Raw genomic sequence first — 17,313 nt, forward strand, 5'->3', positions numbered from 1 at the left:
TGGTGTTAGCGAGCTAGTAGCTAGGATTGGATTGATGTGGTTTTACTCGCCAGCATCGCCTTAATATTTGCCATCTTACTCTTGCCATAATCTTTACTCAGCACCTGATCTGGCCCATTAAACGGGTTGCCAAAGTGTTTAACATCATCTTTAGGCAATTCGGCAATAAAGCGGCTAGGCTCGCAGGCTTGCATTTCTCCGGCGCGTTTACGTTTTTTGCACCAGGTGATGTTGAGTGATTTTTGGGCGCGGGTGATGCCTACATACATGAGTCGGCGTTCTTCTTCAATCTGGTCGGCGTCGATGGAGTTGGTGTGCGGCAGGATGCCTTCTTCACAGCCGATCAGAAAAACATGGCCGTATTCCAGTCCTTTTGAGGCGTGCAGGGTAGAGAGTTTGACGGCATCCGGCTCGCCATCTTCGCGGCCTTCTAGCATGGTGATGAGCGAAACCAGTTGTGTCAGTTCGATCAGGTTTTTACCGTCCGATTCATGGCCGAACTCGGTCGAGGCTTCGCCTTTTTTGCTGAGCCAGGCGACGAATTCTTGTACATTTCCCCAGCGCGTCTCGGCAGATCTGGCTTCTTCACCGTCGTACAGATAGCTTTCATACTGGATGGCGGTGAGTAAGTCGCTGAGCACTTCGTTAGCAGGGTCTTTGACAGCACGGCCTTGCAGTGTTTGGATAAAACGGCAGAAGGTCAGCAGGTCATCGAGCTGTTTGGCGCCGACCTCATGCTGAAAGCCACCTTCAAAGGCGGCGGCAAACAATGACATTTTGTGCGCGCTGGCGTATTCGCCCAATCGCTCCAGCGTGGTGTTGCCTATGCCTTTTTTCGGCGTGGTGGCGGCACGGATAAACGCAGGATCATCATCTTCGTTCATGATCAGGCGCAGGTAGCTGATGATGTCTTTGATCTCAGCTTTGTCAAAAAAGGATTGGCCCCCCGAAATTGTGTAGGGGATTTTGTGGTTACGCAGAAACTGCTCGATGATGCGTGCCTGATGGTTGCTGCGGTAGAGAATGGCGTAGTCTTTGTAAGTCGTACGATGCTCGAATTTGTGTGCTTGCAGCTTCATCACCACGGTTTCTGCTTCGTGCTCTTCACTTTGCGTCGCCGTGACGTGGATCAGGTCGCCGGTGCCGAGTTCGCTCCATAGTTTTTTCTCAAACAGTTTGGGGTTGTTGGCAATGACGTGGTTGGCCGCGCGCAAAATCCGCACGGTAGAGCGGTAGTTTTGTTCGAGCTTGATCACCTTGAGTTTGGAAAAGTCTGTGGTCAACTGACGCAAGTTTTCCACGTCGGCACCACGCCAGCCATAAATCGCCTGGTCATCGTCGCCTACGGCGGTGAATTGTGCTCTCAGGCCGGTTAGCTGTTTAATCAGCTTGTACTGGCAAGCATTGGTATCCTGATATTCATCCACGAGCAGGTAGTGCAACTTGCGTTGCCATTTTTCCAGCATTTCACTGTGCTGATCAAACAGCTCCACCGGCACCTTGATCAGGTCATCAAAGTCTACCGCCTGATACGCGCGCAGGGTTTGCTGATAAAGCTGGTACACCCGGGCTGCGGCATGGGTGAGCTCTTCATCGGCTTGTGATTTGGCCTGATCCGGGCTGATAAAGTCATTCTTCCAACTGGAGATTTGCCATTGTGTTTTGCGCAAGAGCTGCTTGTCGGTGGTGGCTAAAATATCACTGAGGATTTTAAAGCTGTCCGAGGCGTCCAGAATGGAGAATTGCGGTTTATAGCCGAGCAGCGCCGCTTCCTGGCGCAAAATCTGCAAGCCTAGCGAGTGAAAGGTGGTGACGGTGAGTCCCTTGCCACTTTTGCCTTCCAGCAAAGGCGTCACGCGTTCCTGCATCTCACGCGCGGCCTTATTGGTAAAGGTGATCGCCGCGATTTGATGACCCTGGTAACCCGCCTGGTTGATCAGGTAGGCAATTTTCTGGGTAATGACGCGAGTTTTACCACTGCCAGCGCCTGCCAGTACCAGCAATGGGCCGTCAAGATAGTGAATCGCTTCACGCTGGGGAGGATTTAACAGATGCTGCATGAGCGGATTGATAAAACGTGTTTCAGTACAAAGTGGAGAATAATGGGAAAGCAGACAATTATTAGCCTAGATGGACTATTCAACCCTTTCATTTATATGGGTATAGTCCTGTAACCATAGTATGATGTTTCTTCAGGTTAACTAACTTTGTCCGTCCCTGTGTTTGATCTCAATAGCGCCATTCTATCATCAATTGGACTCACCCTAACGCTGGTTCTGGTCTTGATGATTTCTGGGGCCTATCAGCAGCGCCGCCTGATCATGGGTTGGGTGCGGGGCTTGCTCATTTTTGCCTGTGGACTGGCCGTGTATTTCTTTTCTCAAACTAGCCTCATCATCGGACCACAAAGTATCTATATTGCGGCGGCGGTGACTCTGGTGGCACAAGGCTTGAGTCAGCTCGTTAATGGGATACGTATGTTCAGGGGCTACCGCGTTTACCGCTATTGGACCTTGCTCGTGATTACCACCTTGCTGGCCTGCAATGCCGTGATGTTGAACATGCATATTTCCAATCGCTGGCTGCTACTGAGTAATTTAGCCGTTTTGCTCTGGATATTTGCCTACGGCAGCCGCAGTTTAGTGGGACATGGAAAAGATTTTGTCGCCAATATCTTTTGGCTGTGTTGTAGTCTGTTTGCCATGGTTGGCTTGATCCTGGCCATTGTCGCAGTCAAGGTTGGCCTGGCGGATCAGGCGAGTCTCGATGGCTTTGGCGACTGGAGTATCCATGCTTATCTGGTGTCCTTTTTCATGCTGATCATCACGGCGGTGGTGAGCTTGCTGTTGTTGATCATGCATGTCAAGGCACAGGCCGGTTTGCAGGCGATTGCGACGCTGGATGGCCTGACCGGGGTACTGAATCGGCGTGGCCTGCAAGAAGCCGCCAGTCGCATGCAGGCGGTTTCGCAACGCATTCAGCTCCCCATGGGCATGCTGATTGTCGACCTGGATTACTTTAAAAAGGTGAATGATGTGTATGGTCACCTGGTGGGCGATGTGGTGCTTAAGTCTTGCGCCGAGACCATACGTGCCGCCTTGCGTGGCGGCGATGTCATCGGGCGCTATGGTGGCGAGGAGTTCTGCATCCTGATGCCCAACACCGGTGAGCAGGAAGCCATGGTGCTGGCAGAGCGCATCCGCCGGATTATTGAGGTGACGCCCGTGAGCATTGCCGGTGTGGAGAGTATGAGTCGTGAGACCCAGGCGATTAAATGTACGGTCAGTGTGGGGGCAGTGAGTTCGGAAACCATGGGCTATGTGATTGATGCCTTGTTTGCAGCGGCAGACCAGAATCTCTACCGTGCCAAACAAAACGGCCGCAACCGTATTGTGAGCAATATAGAGCAGTTGCTTGATAAGTCCCCAGTGAAAGGTAAACCTGCGAAACGGCATGCCAGCGTGATTGCCTAACTTCAGAGCGCTCCTGCCGTTGACGCAGACTTTACGCTTGGTCTGATTCAGAGGCGGGTATTTCTTCCTGAACCGGACTACTTTGTTGCTCAGCCGCTTGTGCCAGCATTTCGGCTCGGCTTTGCGGGGACTCCAAGCTGACGCGGCCAATGGCGCCACTTCGATAGTCTGTGAGCAAGGCCATCGCTGTGCGCTCCATATCCCACTCTCCATCATTGCGTTTGTAGCTTCTGCGTTTGGCAATGGCTTGCAATAAGTCGATGCCATCTATTTCAGCCACATTCAGCTTCATCACGTCCAGCTTGTAGCGTGTATTCATGAGCGCTGGATATTGCTTCAACAACACATTGCCCAAAAACTCAGCCACATCCTCATCAATCACTGCATTGCGGCCAATCGCATGGCTGGCGGCCAGCATATACCCATCTGAGGCGTGTTCGATTTTGGGCCACATCATGCCCGGCGTATCCGTGATGTTGAGGCTGTCGCTCAGTTCGAAACGTTGCTGGCTTTTGGTCACGGCCGGTTCATCACCGACCTTGGCTGCACGCCGGTTGAGCAGGGCATTCATCAAGGTGGATTTGCCGACGTTGGGAATCCCCATGATCATCATGCGCAAGGGTTTCAGCGGCGTGCCACGATGCGGGGCCAGTTGACGGCATAGACCAGGGATTTTTTTTGCATCACCGGGCTTTTTGCAGGAGAGGGCAACCGCTTTTGTATTGGGCTGGCTGTTAAAGTAATTCAACCAGGCTTGCGTCACATTCGGGTCAGCCAGATCGGCTTTGTTGAGGATTTTGAGGTTAGGGCGCTGGCGGAAATTACGCATTTCCTCAATCATGGGGTTGTGGCTGGCGGCGGGTACGCGGGCGTCCAGTACTTCAATCACGACATCAATGTGTTCCAGTGTCTCTTCTGCTTTTTTGCGGGCAGAAGTCATGTGTCCCGGAAACCATTGTATCGCCATATTTTTGCTCCATGCTTAACTCAAAAAATACGGGTTCAATGTCTTTGCCGTACCCGGTTGTGTGAGGGAGCTCTATGCCGTTATCAGCTGCGCACCTCACCATCAAGCGCGTATTTTAACATTTAAGCGGCCAGCCACTAAATACGATTGTCTTTTTAGCGATTACTTCCAGCTGTAACCCAGCGTAAACAGCGCGCGCGTATCGCCTTTACGCCGTTCATCGACAGGGCGGCTGTCATAGTTATAGTCGACTTGTGTAGAGGCACTCAAGCCGAAAATAAACGGAAAACGCAAGCCGGTGGAGCTGTAAAGCAGGATTTGTGACGGCGAGTTCGGCGTGTAAGTGACTTCATGCCGGTGGAATGCTTGCACAAATGAATCAAACAGGTATTGGTTATAGTTGACCGCCCAACGCAAGGCCGCATGATTCTCGTTACTTTCCTCGTAATAATCCTGGGTGATGTATGACAGACCACCTTCCAGTGAAAGATTGCGTTTTTCGCTTTCAAAAAACTGGTAACCCGTCCCCACACTGTAGGTGCTACGCAAGCGAATGTCGCGGAAGCGGTCTTTTTCCTGAATCGTGTTCAAGTAGCCGTACCATTTTTTTGTGAAAAAGTGATCGTACTGACCACGGACTCGCCCATTATTCTGAGTCTGGCGATCTTTATCTGCAGCCCAATAGTAGTAGCCCTGTACGGTATAGCGCGTATCAAAGCCGCGCAAAATCGACTCGCCATTAAACTGCATGTTGCGGTTTTTACTGTTACCGTTGTTAAAGGCACCACCCAGGCTCATGTTCCCGGTCCAGACATAGCCTTCGCCAATCAGATCCAGGGTCGGATTGATGTAGTGAATTTCGCCGAGTTCAGTGTCCACCAGCCGTGTATTCGTTTCCTCATCCAGAATGACCTGCCCCTCAGTACTGTGTATCAAACGTCCGGTAACGATACTGCCATCTGATAGCTGCATCAGGATAGATTTTTCCGCATCAATACTGTGGATGTCATCCCAGTTGATTTTAATCTCGTCTGCATAGCTGGTTTTAAAGGTGAGCTTGTTTGAGATTTTAACCCCTAGCGTCCCGGTGATTTTGTCCCCGTTTTTGAGCCATACCGTATCTGCTTGCGCCAGATGCGTCGTTAGCAGGAGCAGTAACAAGGCCCATTGCAACCATCGCCACGGTTGTGATGGCGCGGTGTAGGATAGATATCGGCGTGCCTGAAGCATGGATTGTTGCGGCATAGGTACTACTCCCTGATTCGATTGAACAACAGCGCTGCGTGGCAGCGGATTGAATGCAGCGGTTGCGCTGCAAAGGCGGGTGTTTTTTATAAAACTGACCACCCTGTCTCTTACATGATTGCAAAACCAGCCTGAGAGTTCCCGCTAAAATGGGACTCAAAGACTGTAGCAGACGCACTTAGGCACATGCCGTTCATCTCATGCGATTAAACTCACGTGCCGTCAAACAATTGTGCTGTTAAACTGGCGTATTAGCATTTTAAAGTAGTCCGCAACATGGTCCAAACATTATTGCCCCCCGAGGTCAGGCCTGGCCAATCCTTGCCCTTATTGCAGGCCTTACATATCCTGACCCGCGACGGTAAGCTCAATCAGGATAGCCGCCGCAAACTCAAGCAGGTCTATCATCTGGTCAATTTTATCGAACCGCTGATGCAGGCGGTGATGGAAAAACAACCTTCGCCCGTCTTGGTTGATCACGGCGCCGGCAAATCTTACCTGGGCTTTATTTTGTATGACTTGTTGCTGAAACAACATGAGGCAGGCCAGGTGATTGGCATTGAGAGCCGCGGTGAATTGATTGAAAAGTCGCGTCAATTGGCGCAAGCATGCGACTTTAGCCGCATGCAGTTTGAGCATTTGACGGTGGCAGAAGCCATGCAGTCCGCGCAACTGCCAGAACAGGTTGATATTGTGACGGCCTTGCATGCCTGCAACACCGCCACCGATGATGCGATTGCGTTTGGCTTGCAAAAGCAGGCACAGTTTATGGTGTTGGTGCCTTGTTGTCAGGCTGAGGTGGCTGAAGCGCTACGGCAACATAAAGCTGAGGCCTTATCAAAAACCTTTTTAAGTGAGTTGTGGCGTCATCCTATCCATACGCGTGAGTTTGGCAGCCAGGTGACCAATGTGCTGCGCTGCCTTGCGCTGGAAGCGCATGGCTATCAGGTGACCGTGACCGAGCTGGTAGGCTGGGAGCATTCAATGAAAAATGAACTGATCATTGCCAAGCATACCGGCCAGCGTAAACGCAGCGCGCGTGAGCGCGGCTTGCAATTGCTGGAGCAGTTGCATTTGTCTGGCCTTGCGCCAAGGTTTCACTTTTAGCATTTGATTTTTAGGCTACGCTCAGTCAGGCGCAGATAAAAAAACCTCTGACACTGGGAGAGTATCAGAGGTGAATGGAGCTAATGCTTTGCCCCAGGGAAGAGACGTTATGCGCCTAACTAGAAGCGCTTGCCGATACCAATGCCCAATACCCATGGATTGATATCCAGTTTGTCAATCTTTGTCCAGCGGTCACCAGTTAAAGCTGCGCTTTTCATTTCAACTTCTGTGTTAATCCACAAATACTTCACATCAGCGTTAATCATCCAGCCATCTTTTAAGTTAATGTCAAAGCCTGCTTGCAATGCCGGACCAAAGCTATCGCGGTCAATTCTAATTTTTTGGCCATCAATAGCACCAGCAGACCCTCTTAAATATCTGTCGAGCATGAAAGTTGCATTAATACCAGCACCTACATAAGGATCGAAAGTTGCATCTGGATTAAAGTGCCACTGAGCAGTCAGCGTTGGTGGCAACAGGTCTACTTCACCCAATTTTTGATTTGTTACTACGCCACCGTTATCGCCTGTGATCTTCACATCATGCTTGGTGCCCAAGGCAAGAATCAACTCTGTCGCAATGTTTTTTGTCCAGTAGTAGCTGATGTCCAGTTCAGGGATGGTGTTGCTATCAACTTTTAACTCTGAGCTAGGAGTCATTACGTTTGCAACGTTTCGATTAACATATTTACCCAAGCTGCTGTCTTCATTAGGCTTGATATTGGCTGCACGCAGGCGGACAACCCAGTCGCCTTGTTCTGCCTGAACATTGAGGGCTGGCAATAAAGCAGCCAACATTAAACTGATTGCGGTTTTTTTCATTGTGATCACTCCATTAGTGCATTGAACTTGAGTGCATTGTAGGTCGGCAAGTCAGGCCGTATATTGATGCAGGTCAACTGGATTGGATTTGCCTAAAACGCCGTGCAAAAAGCAAAGCGCACGCATGGAGTGATAAAAAAACCAGTCCTCAGACTGGTTTTGGGTGGCTGGATCGTTGGATCAGTAGTCGTTGCGTTGTTTCCAGGCTTCATCCAGTGCTTTGGACTTTTGTTCAAAGATGGCTTTTTTGGCATCGAGGTCTTTTTCAATCTGGGCTTTTTCCGCCTGATATTGTTTAAGCGTTTCTTGTGCTTGCGTCAGCACGGCTTGCTGGCGTTGAATTTTTTGCTCGATATCGCTGAGTTTGCTCATGGCGTCGCCTACGGCATCGCGGGCACTGGCGGCTTCAGATTGTTCGACGCTGATATTGCGCGCAAAAACTGGTTCGCTGAAGGTCAAGATCAAAAGAGCGGTGAGGGTCAGTATACGCATGCGGGACTCCATTAAAAAAGCGGTATAACAACAAGCCATGAATTAAAAAGCAGATCATAGGCGTTTAAATCATGTGCATCAATCTTTTAGTAAGGCATGTAAGCGATTAGTTTCTTTAGTTCATCCGTTTAGCCATTCGATGGCTCGCTCAATCATCGCCGTTGGCGAGCGCACTGCTGGTTTAACGCTTTACATATACACCTTATTCCGCAACAATGTTGCATATCATTGAGGAGGAAAAAATGCGTTTCTGCTGGCTTTGCATGCTGTTGTTGTCTTGGGGAAGTTTGCATGCAAGGGAGGCCTTTGATTTGGCGGGCAAGCAGATTGCGTCAGGCACGCTCTCTTCGTGGATGATGGCCGTGTCGTCAACGGCAATTCCGGTGACGGTGATTCATGGGCAAACTTCAGGACCGGTATTGACCCTGACAGCAGGTATCCATGGCGATGAATTTCCTTCGATACTGGCCTTGCAGCAGTTGCGCAAGCAGATACAGCCTGAACACTTGAAAGGGACCCTGATTCTGATTCATCTGGCGAATCTTGAAGGTTTTCATGCACGTCGCATTGCGCTGAGTCCGGTCGATGAGAAAAACCTGAACCGGGTGTTTCCTGGTAGCGCACAGGGCACCCTGACTGAGCAGATCGCCGATTTTTTAACGGCGCAAGTCATCAGCAAAACGGATTACCTGATTGACATCCATTCTGGCAGTGCCAACCAGCATTTATGGCCACATGTGTATTCCCCGGTGTTGCACGTGCCAGCGCTTGATGCCAGAACACAGCATTTTGCTGATCTTTTAGGATTGCCAGACATTGTGCTCTATGACGGCAGGCCCAATGATCCTGATCATTCCATCTCATATCCGAATACGGCACAGACCAGGGGCAAGCCTGCATTGACGCTGGAAGTCGGCCAGTTTGCTCAGCGCGATGCCGCTTTTGTGGCCATGATCACGCAAGCTTGTGCACAGGCCATGAGTGGCTTGGGCATGATAGATGCGCCTGAAACGATAGATGTCAGCACGCAACACAGGACAAAGGTAGCCTCGCCAATTCATTATTACAGCAAAATGGTTGAGCTACGCAGCCAGCAAACCGGCTTGTTTACGGCCAAATCCAGCATTGGCGATTGGGTGACAGCAGGGCAGGTCGTAGGTGAAGTGACGGATTATTTTGGCGAGAAGATTGAAACTTTGCGTGCGCCTGTGGCCGGGCGCATCCTGATTCAAAATGCCACGCCACCGATACGCGCGGGCGAAGTCACAATATCTATCGGTGTGGTGAAGGCCCCTTAGCTGTTGCCATCAGGATGCGCACCTTGCGCGCACGGCTCGTTTGCGTCAAAGACTGGCATGGATTCAATCTCTTTGCGATGTAGTGCCCGCTCCTCAAACAAAAAAGGGTAGATGGCTTCACGCAGGCGGGTGTGAAACTTCTCTATCTGCTGTCTGTGTACTAGCAAATGGCTAATATCGCTGCATGCGACCGCTTCCAGTTGTGTTTGCGCCCAGACCGTGGGTAACCACCGCCCCATCTTTGTTGCGGCATCCGCCCTCATTTGTAAGGTTCGTGTCCGGGCAGCCACTTGTGCTTGCAAGTGGACATCGCCCATATGTTGAAAGGCAAAGTACCACTTCCAGTGAAAGCGGCCTGTGACGGGCGGAGTATCTTTCCATTGCGGATACAAGGCATAGAAGGGTTTCAGCGTATCCTCTTTTGGTAAATCCCAGGCGCCATGTACCAATTGCCGATGCTGCATGGCAAGCTGGCTACCGTCTTGCAAGGGATAACGGGCGTGCAGCCATAGCTGGCAAAGATTCGGTAAGACCACGCATAACATGACCCAAATGCTGCTCAGCAACATGGCATTGAAGTTGGCGTTGAGTGCTCGTTTGCGCAGGCTGACTGCACTACACAATGCAGACCATAAAAACGTGTATAAGGCTGTAATTGTCAAAACCTGTAACAGGGGTGACAAGGAAAGCGAGTGCATCCCGGCAAACAGTAATAACGGGAGTACGAAGACAAGCGTGACAAGCACCCAGCGGGATAACACCCGTTTAAACCAGAAATGACATGGTTCTTTTACCAGGCTATGCAAAAACAGTAAACGTTGCGCCTGTTGCTCGCTGGCTTTCAGGTCATGCATCAGGGCGATACAGAGCAAAGGCGCAAAAAATACCAGCAAAAAAGCATAGTCAAAGGTACCCAGCATCACATATTCAGGGTGATGCGACTCACCATCGTAAAGCTGGCTTTGCAAGCCGAGTAAACGTATCCGTTGCACGTACGGCACCACCAGCCGGTTGCCCAGGGCAATAAAGCTCCATTCGCCAGGGCGGTAATAGACGTTGTGGAACAGGTAATAGCCCACCTCTCCTGCCTCAAGTGCCACGTCATGACTGTTGTGCTGGATAAAGTCCTGCTTGCGCAGGGACTCTTCCTGTTGCGCATGCTGGATCTGGGACTGGATATGACGGATATTTTGCCAGCCGTTTAACAAGCTAAAACTAACCAGTACCAGGCTGAGCAAAAGCAATAGGGTCAGGCTGCGTTGCTTGAGCAGCAGAGTGAATTCATGTTTCATAGTCGGTGCGAAACCCTAACAAGCAAGGAGCCAGGCAATAACAGCCAGCCAATCAACACCAGAAAGGCAGCTGTCAGACTGGCGTGGCTGACTGCCATCGGTGGCAGATTCACCGGGGGACGGGGCGCGTTCTTCCAAAAGTCGGCAGAAACACGCGTGTTCTTATCGTCATGCTGGTCCACTTTGTAAGTGTGGATCTGGTTCAGATATTGGATTAATTGATACCGCCGGGCTTCAGACTGCCGGATAAACGCCTGGTGGTGCGGCAGGTCATTGCCGCTAGCCGCCATCTGTATATATTGCAGCGCCAATGCCGGTGTGAGCCATAACCAGTGCCGGATACTTTCATTCTGTTTTGCCAGCTGTGCGTCATGCAATGCCTGTTGTTCGCGGTAGACGGCCGTGGTCAGGCGCTCGCCTTCCTGCATCAGCAGTCCCTGGTAGTTTACTGGCAGGTCTTCGATCCGGCTTACCTGGTATTTGTTGAGTATGCTCTGTTTAAAGGCCTGAAAATGCGGATCGTCAGGGTTATGGCTGTCGCCTATGCTTTGCAGCTTGCTTTCCGCATGGTATTCAGCCTCTGCGCGAGGCTGTGTTGGATAGGCGATCTGGGCCAGATTCGCCAGCCCGCGCGGAAAAATGATGCAGACACAGACCCAGCACAGCAATAACGTCAGCAAGGCACTATGCAGTTGCCGGCTGTACCAGGACACGGTGACGACCAGCAGGCACCAGCCGGCAATGTAAAGCGTTTGGGCCAGCAACATGAGCGCCAGCCTGGCCAATAACTGATCGCTCTGCCAGCTCCATGCCAGCGTCAACAGTGCTTGCAGGCACAAAAGGAGCAGCAATGGTAAAAACAATGCCAGCCATTTTCCGGCGGCAATCACCCAGCCAGGGGTGCCATTGCCGCGCATTAAAGCCAGGATGCCGGTGATTTTATCGGCAGTGACGGTGGCATAGGCAATCATGATCAAAAACAGTGGCATCCACCATTGCACGATCATGGCTGGTGTAATTAATGAAAAGCGGCCCAGCGTAGTGGCTTCAGTCGCCGGGTTGAAGTTGGCACTGTTCAGACGATGTGCTTCCAGATACACCAGATGGCCAGACTGGTCGAGGATGCCGGGCTCGATCACACTGAGCGGATGGACCGGCTTGGCGACGAAATCGCCAAAATGCGAGACCCGGTGCGGATGACGGTCGGGTTGCGATTGCCAGTCATGCTGGCTGCGCGCTGTCACCTTAGCTACCGTCTGTGCATGATCTTGCCAGTGGTGATGGGCGGCAAGGGCGGCAATGCCCCATAATGTCACCAGCACTATCATTAACAATGCCGGAACCCGCGCATGCCATAACCTGCGCCATTCATTGCAGGCGATTTTCCAGATCAATGCGCTCATGCCTGCCCCTGATACAGTTTTTTCAGGCTATCCAGTGTCAGTGCTGACTGGTCCAGCATTACCGGTTGCAACTGCCCATTGGTCAGCATCAGCAAGCGGTCAGAAAAACCAATGGCGGACAACACATCATGCGTGACCACCAGCACGCCCATGCCACTTTCTTTGCATTGCACAATCAGCTGGTTTAAGTCTTCGGTAGCCTGTGGATCCAGCCCTGAATTAGGCTCATCAAGCAATAGCAGCGTGGCCCGTTTGGCAAGTGCAAACGCCAGCATCACCTTTTGCTTCATGCCTTTGGAGTATTCGCTGCAAGGCCGGTGCCAAGCTGTTTCCGGCAGGCCGGCCATGGTCAGGCAGCTGTTAATATCCTTTTCTTCACCTATGTTGGCCAGGCTTAAAAAGTAACGGATATTTGCTATCGCAGAGAGATGTCCATACACGGCAGGTTGCTCCGGCACATAGGCAAGGTGCGATAGCGCCCGCTGGCGGTCCTGCGCGATATCAATACCGGCAATCAGGATATTGCCTGTTTGTTCGGCCGTGTCATGTAAGCCTAAAATACTTTTCAGCAGCGTTGATTTACCGGCGCCATTGCTGCCCAGCACAGAGACGACTTCACCTGCCTGTAAGTTGAGCTCAAGCTGATTTAGAATTTTCCGCTTGGAAAACCCCAGGCTGAGCTGTTGAATCGATAGCAATGCAGTCATAAAAAATCCACCGTTGCTGTGAGCATAAAGTTACGGCCAGTACCTGGAGCGAAGTTAAGCTGGTTGGTCGCACCTGTGGATGAAAAGTCATACACATACTCATAGTAGCGATCAAAAATATTATTGGCTAACAAGCTGACGCGTCCCCAGCTGGTTTTATAGTCAATATTGGCATTGGTCAGCGTATAGCCGCCGTATTTTCCGCCCTGGTTACTCTCATTGACGTAGTAGTCGCCTTGGCTATCCACGTGAACACGTGCAATCCAGTTTGCATTGGGCGCATATTGCAAGCCCAGCGAGGCGGTGTAAGAGGGGATGCTGCGGACCGAGTTATCCTTGAATTGCGGATGTAATGCATCCGGTTTCACGATAATGGCCTCTACCCGTGACACATTGCCCCAAAAGTGCCATTGCTCGTCTAACGCATAGTCAAAACTGGCATCTATCCCTTGCCTGCGGGTGGTACCTATGAGTTGGTTAATGTTGTCAATATTAATAAATTCGTTTTCGGCTTTTTGTTGCCAATAAGAAAGACGCGTATTCAAATCAGGATGCCACTGGCTCTTGATTCCTAATTCCCAGCCATCGTTGATCGCAACCTTTACGTTGGTCGGGCCATTGGTACTATAAAGATTAAGGTTAACGCCAGTGGGTGTTTGAAAACTGCGCCCGGCATTTACAAATAAAGTTTGCTGCGCATTCAGGTTGGCAAACAAGTTGAATTTGGGTTGTACGATGGTCTGGTTATCCAGCATGCGTGTCCTGAGCGTATTCCCATTAATCACAAACTGGTTTCTAGGGTCGCTGTTCAAATAATCCACCCGATAGGCCAGGTTCCAGCGTAGCCAGTCCAGCGGCGTGTTCTCAAATTTGGCGTAAATGCCTTGTGCGGTGAAGTCGTATTGGGCATTGCGCCGGATAGTGGTCAACCGTTGACGGAATTCATCGACATGCTGGCGTTCAATATCGTAGCCGGTTTCAAAAGCCCAGCTGGGATTGATTTTCCAGTTTAACTTGCTCACAAAGCCAATCGAGGTTTCGTCTTCCAAGCGATGTTCCAGGCCTGGCGATCCAAAAAAACGTACATTCCGTTCACGATCAAAATTCTGCCAATAGGCTTTCAGACTTAAATCCAGATCGTTATTAAAAAAGTAATCGTAATGCAGGCTCAAATGCTTGAATTCTTTTTCACCGCTATCGTTGAGTGCATTGGGCGCCACGCCTCTGCGGTCATCACGCGCTTGTTCTTTAGACATAAAACCCGGTGCTTCAGGCGAGTTGTATTTGCCATACTTGGCGCTCAATGCCAGGCTGGACTGCTCGAAATCCAGTTGCCAACGGCCGGATAAGGCAATTTTTTCATTTTCGGTATGGGCGCGGAAGCCATTGCCTTTGCGGTAGCCGATTGCATAGTTTTGGGTGAAATCACCTTGTTTTTCACCATAGTAGCCTTGCATTTCGCGGGTTTGAAAGCTGCCATAGCTAAATTGCAATTGCTTGCCGATATCTTTACGGGTTTCTACCTTGTAGTTTCCTGCGGTGGCAAACAGGCCGGTCGAAGCGTCGCTGGTGCCTTTAAATACTTGGGCACTCTGAATGTTGGTGGGGAACAGGTAATCCAGCTCACTGAGACCTGAGAACAAATTGGACGGAATGCCATCCACCAGCACTTTGGCGTTCGGTGTTTCACCATTGCCACTAAAACCGCGGATAGACACTTCGGTATTGACAATGCCCTGACTAAAGCGAGACAGCACCACGCCTGGTGTTTTGCTAAACAATTCCAGGGTATCGGTGACGTGTTCATATTCCAGTTCTTGACGCGTAATGACATCTACCGAGCCAGCCAGGCCTTTATCAGTGGCTGAGACTTGCTCTTTTTTGCCAAGCACCACGACGCTATCCAGCTCGACACTGCTGACCGGTGCTTCATTTTTCTTGGCTTTACTGCTTTGTTTGGAGGGGTCCAGTTCTACCGAGTCTTCAGCATAAACCGTTACCGCCGGGAACAGCATGACTGCCAGCAGGCTGGCAATCGTTTTTGGGTACATCATGATTTATCTTCCCTATAAGTCTGCGTATTCATCAATCTGGTTCTGTGTGTTCTCTTTGTGCCTCATCTCATCCGGTGGCTGAGGCAATATGTTTTATTTTTATTGGGTTAAAGCTGTTAAATAAGAATGATTGTAAAGTGATCTATGCGACTTCTCCTTAAAAAACAATGTCTGGTGTAGAAAAAACACACAGCAGCCTCGTTGTGTGCGCTTGTTGTGATGGACTGTCACTTTTTTGATCCTTCAATCGGGGAATGGTCCGCCGATCAAACGATGATCAGAGATCCTTGGTCCATCACATGATTAGCGTTGCAGCAGATTAAAAGTATTTATTCAGACCAATAAACACCCCTCTGCGTGGCCCAAATTGTGGCGCATCAATGCCAATGCCCGAGCCATCCCGTAATTCATACTTTTTATCAAACAGGTTGATGATGGCTAGCCTGGTTTCCAGCTTGCCGAGGGTGCCTGCGTTGATCATGGTGCTGGCCCCCAGATTGACCTGCGTGTAGGCGGGCATGTGTTCGGTATTGGCAAAGCCACGGCGCAGGCCGCTGCCAAAGAACGCATCGGCACTGAGTTGATAGCCTTGCCATAAGTAACCGACGCCGGCGGACGCGGTGTAGCGCTGGTCATGGTCGGTATGCACCCAATGATTGGCGGTATAGTCCAGCTCATCTTGCTCAAAGTTATATTGTGCAGAGTCGACTTTCTTGGCCAGGCTCATGGAGCGTGAGAGGTTGGCATAGGCAGAGAAGGCTTCGTCTTTATAACTCGCCGTTAATTCAAAGCCATAAATTCTGCCTTTGTCATAGTTAAAAGGCGTGTAGACCAAGGCTTCACCAAAGCGACCCTCATCAATCAGGTCCTGGACAATTTTGTAGTAGCTGTCGAAGCCCACGGTGAGTTTGGGCGTTAACTGGTGACTGACGCCGACGTCAAAATAATGTGAGCGCTCGGGTTTGACTGCGCTGTTGAGGTCACTGGACGCAGCATTGGTGGTATTGCTGAATAACGCCAGTGTTTTAGTGCCGACCAACTCCGTCGGAGGCGGTGTAAAGTATCTTGAGTAGGCCGCATGGAAGGTGGTTTGAGGCGTGGCATTCCATACCAGGCCCAGGCGTGGGCTGAGTTGGCCGCCGCTGACATAGGCATTCATTTTGTCAGCTCGCACGCCATAGTTCATCACCAGGCTGTTGTTGATTTTCCATTCGTCCTGCAAGTAAAGCGCCAGCAAGGTGTTACCGTTTTTGTGATTGTTATCAACAATGGTGGCCTGGGTGTTGGTCGTCGTGCCGCCCGAGGTCAGGAACACATTGGCGGTATTGTCGCTGGTGATATCTTCGGTGCTGGTAAACATCCCCATGCGGATGGTGTGGCTATCGCCCCAGTGATAGCTGCCATCGGCTTGCAAGCCATTACTCATGCTGTCTCTAAACACGCGCGAGGCCACGCCATTAAAAGCCAAGCCCCCCGTGATATCCGGCGTATAAGTGGTGCTGGTATAGCGAGTGAACAGTGAAACCTGGTAATCGAAATCAGGGCCAATGGAGCTCTGCACGGCCAGTATGCCGTACTGGTTACGCTCGTTCTGGTGATCTCTCAGGCTGGAGGAGTTATAGCCAGACAAGCCTAAGGCAGAGAGATAGTCGCTGTTGGCCGCCTGCGCCGGGTTATTGGGGATTTGAAAATTACCATAGTAGGAGCCCAGCATCGCCACAATTTGCGTTTCTGGATTCAGCAAGTACGACATGTAGGCGAAGCCTTTGGTTTGCTGGGTATTATCATGAATCGGGTTGTAGCTATCGGTGGTATTTTCGATGCCGCGATTATTGGAGAGATAAGAACCCGTGACGTAGTAACTGAAGTCGCCCGTGGAGTTGTGCATTTGAATACTGGGGTTGACGGTGTCGCTGGTGCCACCATAAAAGCCAACATTGCCGCCCGGTTTAAAGTTTTTCTTGGTCTCAATCTCAATCACCCCGGCCGTTCTGTAGCCATACTGCGCAGGCAAAGCACCGGTGAGCAGATTGATTTTATCGGCAAAGCGCGTATCCAGAATCTGACCAAAACCATTGATGCCCTCCGGCAGAATGACGCCGTTAATCCGGTATTGGATATTGCCGTGATCGCCACGGATATGCAGTTGTCCATAAGAGTCATTGGCGACGCCAGGGGCACGTAACAAAATCTGGTTAAAGCTGTTGTTTTCACCACCCGGAATATTGCTGATATCTTTCTGGTCAAAGCGGTATATGCTGCCGCCCGTGGCTGGTGACAGGCTATTACGGATTTTGCTGAACCGTTCTGCTGTCACTTGCACGCTATCGAGCTCGAGTGCGCTTTCATCCACCGGTTCTGCCAGTACAGAGATTGCAGGGTAGCTGGCAAACAGGCCGCCCACCGCTACAGAAATGATGCGTTTGATCTTCATAAAGTTGTCCTCTTGGCCTC

13 protein-coding genes are annotated in these 17,313 nt (G+C 50.7%); 3 read left to right on the forward strand and 10 right to left on the reverse strand.

Features of this window, described 5'->3' with window-relative positions:
• Positions 1 to 20: 20 nt before the first annotated feature.
• A complete protein-coding gene (locus Q9292_RS13305; RefSeq protein ID WP_313988875.1) occupies positions 21 to 2,060 on the reverse strand; it encodes a UvrD-helicase domain-containing protein in 2,040 nt (679 codons plus the stop codon).
• A gap of 225 nt (positions 2,061 to 2,285) precedes the next feature.
• On the opposite strand from Q9292_RS13305, the gene Q9292_RS13310 reads away from it, so the two are divergent.
• Entirely contained in the window at positions 2,286 to 3,473 is a 1,188-nt protein-coding gene (locus Q9292_RS13310) for a GGDEF domain-containing protein (RefSeq protein ID WP_313989282.1), read from the forward strand.
• A gap of 31 nt (positions 3,474 to 3,504) precedes the next feature.
• Here Q9292_RS13310 and ylqF read toward each other — a convergent pair whose 3' ends face one another.
• Complete coding sequence (gene ylqF, locus Q9292_RS13315; protein WP_313988877.1) at positions 3,505 to 4,440, reverse strand: ribosome biogenesis GTPase YlqF; 936 nt, start codon at positions 4,438 to 4,440, stop codon at positions 3,505 to 3,507.
• A 162-nt stretch (positions 4,441 to 4,602) separates the two neighbouring features.
• Positions 4,603 to 5,685 carry a DUF481 domain-containing protein gene (locus Q9292_RS13320; protein ID WP_313988880.1) on the reverse strand — a complete coding sequence of 361 codons (1,083 nt, stop codon included), beginning with the start codon at positions 5,683 to 5,685 and terminating at the stop codon, positions 4,603 to 4,605.
• Positions 5,686 to 5,961: 276 nt separating this feature from the next.
• Between Q9292_RS13320 and Q9292_RS13325 the strand changes: the two genes are divergently transcribed.
• A complete protein-coding gene (locus Q9292_RS13325; RefSeq protein ID WP_313988883.1) occupies positions 5,962 to 6,792 on the forward strand; it encodes an SAM-dependent methyltransferase in 831 nt (276 codons plus the stop codon).
• 119 nt (positions 6,793 to 6,911) lie between these two features.
• On the opposite strand, the gene Q9292_RS13330 is transcribed toward Q9292_RS13325, so the two are convergent.
• Together Q9292_RS13330 and Q9292_RS13335 are read right to left on the reverse strand one after the other, a co-directional pair.
• The gene (locus Q9292_RS13330) at positions 6,912 to 7,613 is read right to left on the reverse strand and encodes an OmpW/AlkL family protein (protein WP_313988885.1); all 702 of its coding nucleotides are present in this window, start codon (positions 7,611 to 7,613) and stop codon (positions 6,912 to 6,914) included.
• Between the two features lie 180 nt (positions 7,614 to 7,793).
• Complete coding sequence (locus tag Q9292_RS13335; protein ID WP_194746890.1) at positions 7,794 to 8,105, reverse strand: hypothetical protein; 312 nt, start codon at positions 8,103 to 8,105, stop codon at positions 7,794 to 7,796.
• Between the two features lie 242 nt (positions 8,106 to 8,347).
• Here Q9292_RS13335 and Q9292_RS13340 point away from each other — a divergent pair, with 242 nt between their 5' ends.
• The gene (locus Q9292_RS13340) at positions 8,348 to 9,403 is read left to right on the forward strand and encodes a M14 family metallopeptidase (protein WP_313988888.1); all 1,056 of its coding nucleotides are present in this window, start codon (positions 8,348 to 8,350) and stop codon (positions 9,401 to 9,403) included.
• Here Q9292_RS13340 and Q9292_RS13345 read toward each other — a convergent pair.
• The 5 genes from Q9292_RS13345 to Q9292_RS13365 all read right to left on the reverse strand — a co-directional run bounded on the left by Q9292_RS13345 (position 9,400) and on the right by Q9292_RS13365 (position 17,293).
• Positions 9,400 to 10,695: a DUF3526 domain-containing protein gene (locus Q9292_RS13345; protein WP_313988891.1), complete on the reverse strand. Its 1,296-nt coding sequence runs from the start codon at positions 10,693 to 10,695 to the stop codon at positions 9,400 to 9,402. The two genes, Q9292_RS13340 and Q9292_RS13345, sit on opposite strands and share 4 nt — an antisense overlap.
• The gene (locus Q9292_RS13350) at positions 10,692 to 12,098 is read right to left on the reverse strand and encodes a DUF3526 domain-containing protein (RefSeq protein WP_313988894.1); all 1,407 of its coding nucleotides are present in this window, start codon (positions 12,096 to 12,098) and stop codon (positions 10,692 to 10,694) included. Before Q9292_RS13350 ends, Q9292_RS13345 begins: the two co-directional genes overlap by 4 nt.
• Complete coding sequence (locus tag Q9292_RS13355; RefSeq protein WP_313988897.1) at positions 12,095 to 12,805, reverse strand: ABC transporter ATP-binding protein; 711 nt, start codon at positions 12,803 to 12,805, stop codon at positions 12,095 to 12,097. Before Q9292_RS13355 ends, Q9292_RS13350 begins: the two co-directional genes overlap by 4 nt.
• On the reverse strand, positions 12,802 to 14,859 hold the full coding sequence (locus Q9292_RS13360) for a TonB-dependent receptor (RefSeq protein WP_313988899.1): 2,058 nt from the start codon (positions 14,857 to 14,859) through the stop codon (positions 12,802 to 12,804). The genes Q9292_RS13355 and Q9292_RS13360 overlap by 4 nt, the downstream gene beginning before the upstream one ends.
• A gap of 319 nt (positions 14,860 to 15,178) precedes the next feature.
• Positions 15,179 to 17,293, reverse strand: coding sequence for a TonB-dependent receptor (locus Q9292_RS13365; protein ID WP_313988902.1), 2,115 nt, complete (start codon positions 17,291 to 17,293; stop codon positions 15,179 to 15,181).
• Positions 17,294 to 17,313 lie beyond the last annotated feature (20 nt).

The sequence above is a fragment of the Methylophilus sp. VKM B-3414 genome (assembly GCF_032248435.1).
Classification (GTDB): domain Bacteria; phylum Pseudomonadota; class Gammaproteobacteria; order Burkholderiales; family Methylophilaceae; genus Methylophilus; species Methylophilus glucosoxydans.

Bases quoted from the DNA above. Each gene is read 5' to 3' on its own strand.
- Q9292_RS13345 (WP_313988891.1), bottom strand. From the start codon at position 10,695: ATGAAACATGAATTCACTCTGCTGCTCAAGCAACGCAGCCTGACCCTA.
- Q9292_RS13340 (WP_313988888.1), top strand. From the start codon at position 8,348: ATGCGTTTCTGCTGGCTTTGCATGCTGTTGTTGTCTTGGGGAAGTTTG.
- Q9292_RS13360 (WP_313988899.1), bottom strand. From the start codon at position 14,859: ATGATGTACCCAAAAACGATTGCCAGCCTGCTGGCAGTCATGCTGTTC.
- ylqF (WP_313988877.1), bottom strand. From the start codon at position 4,440: ATGGCGATACAATGGTTTCCGGGACACATGACTTCTGCCCGCAAAAAA.
- Q9292_RS13330 (WP_313988885.1), bottom strand. From the start codon at position 7,613: ATGAAAAAAACCGCAATCAGTTTAATGTTGGCTGCTTTATTGCCAGCC.
- Q9292_RS13335 (WP_194746890.1), bottom strand. From the start codon at position 8,105: ATGCGTATACTGACCCTCACCGCTCTTTTGATCTTGACCTTCAGCGAA.
- Q9292_RS13305 (WP_313988875.1), bottom strand. From the start codon at position 2,060: ATGCAGCATCTGTTAAATCCTCCCCAGCGTGAAGCGATTCACTATCTT.
- Q9292_RS13325 (WP_313988883.1), top strand. From the start codon at position 5,962: ATGGTCCAAACATTATTGCCCCCCGAGGTCAGGCCTGGCCAATCCTTG.
- Q9292_RS13365 (WP_313988902.1), bottom strand. From the start codon at position 17,293: ATGAAGATCAAACGCATCATTTCTGTAGCGGTGGGCGGCCTGTTTGCC.
- Q9292_RS13320 (WP_313988880.1), bottom strand. From the start codon at position 5,685: ATGCCGCAACAATCCATGCTTCAGGCACGCCGATATCTATCCTACACC.
- Q9292_RS13355 (WP_313988897.1), bottom strand. From the start codon at position 12,805: ATGACTGCATTGCTATCGATTCAACAGCTCAGCCTGGGGTTTTCCAAG.
- Q9292_RS13350 (WP_313988894.1), bottom strand. From the start codon at position 12,098: ATGAGCGCATTGATCTGGAAAATCGCCTGCAATGAATGGCGCAGGTTA.
- Q9292_RS13310 (WP_313989282.1), top strand. From the start codon at position 2,286: ATGATTTCTGGGGCCTATCAGCAGCGCCGCCTGATCATGGGTTGGGTG.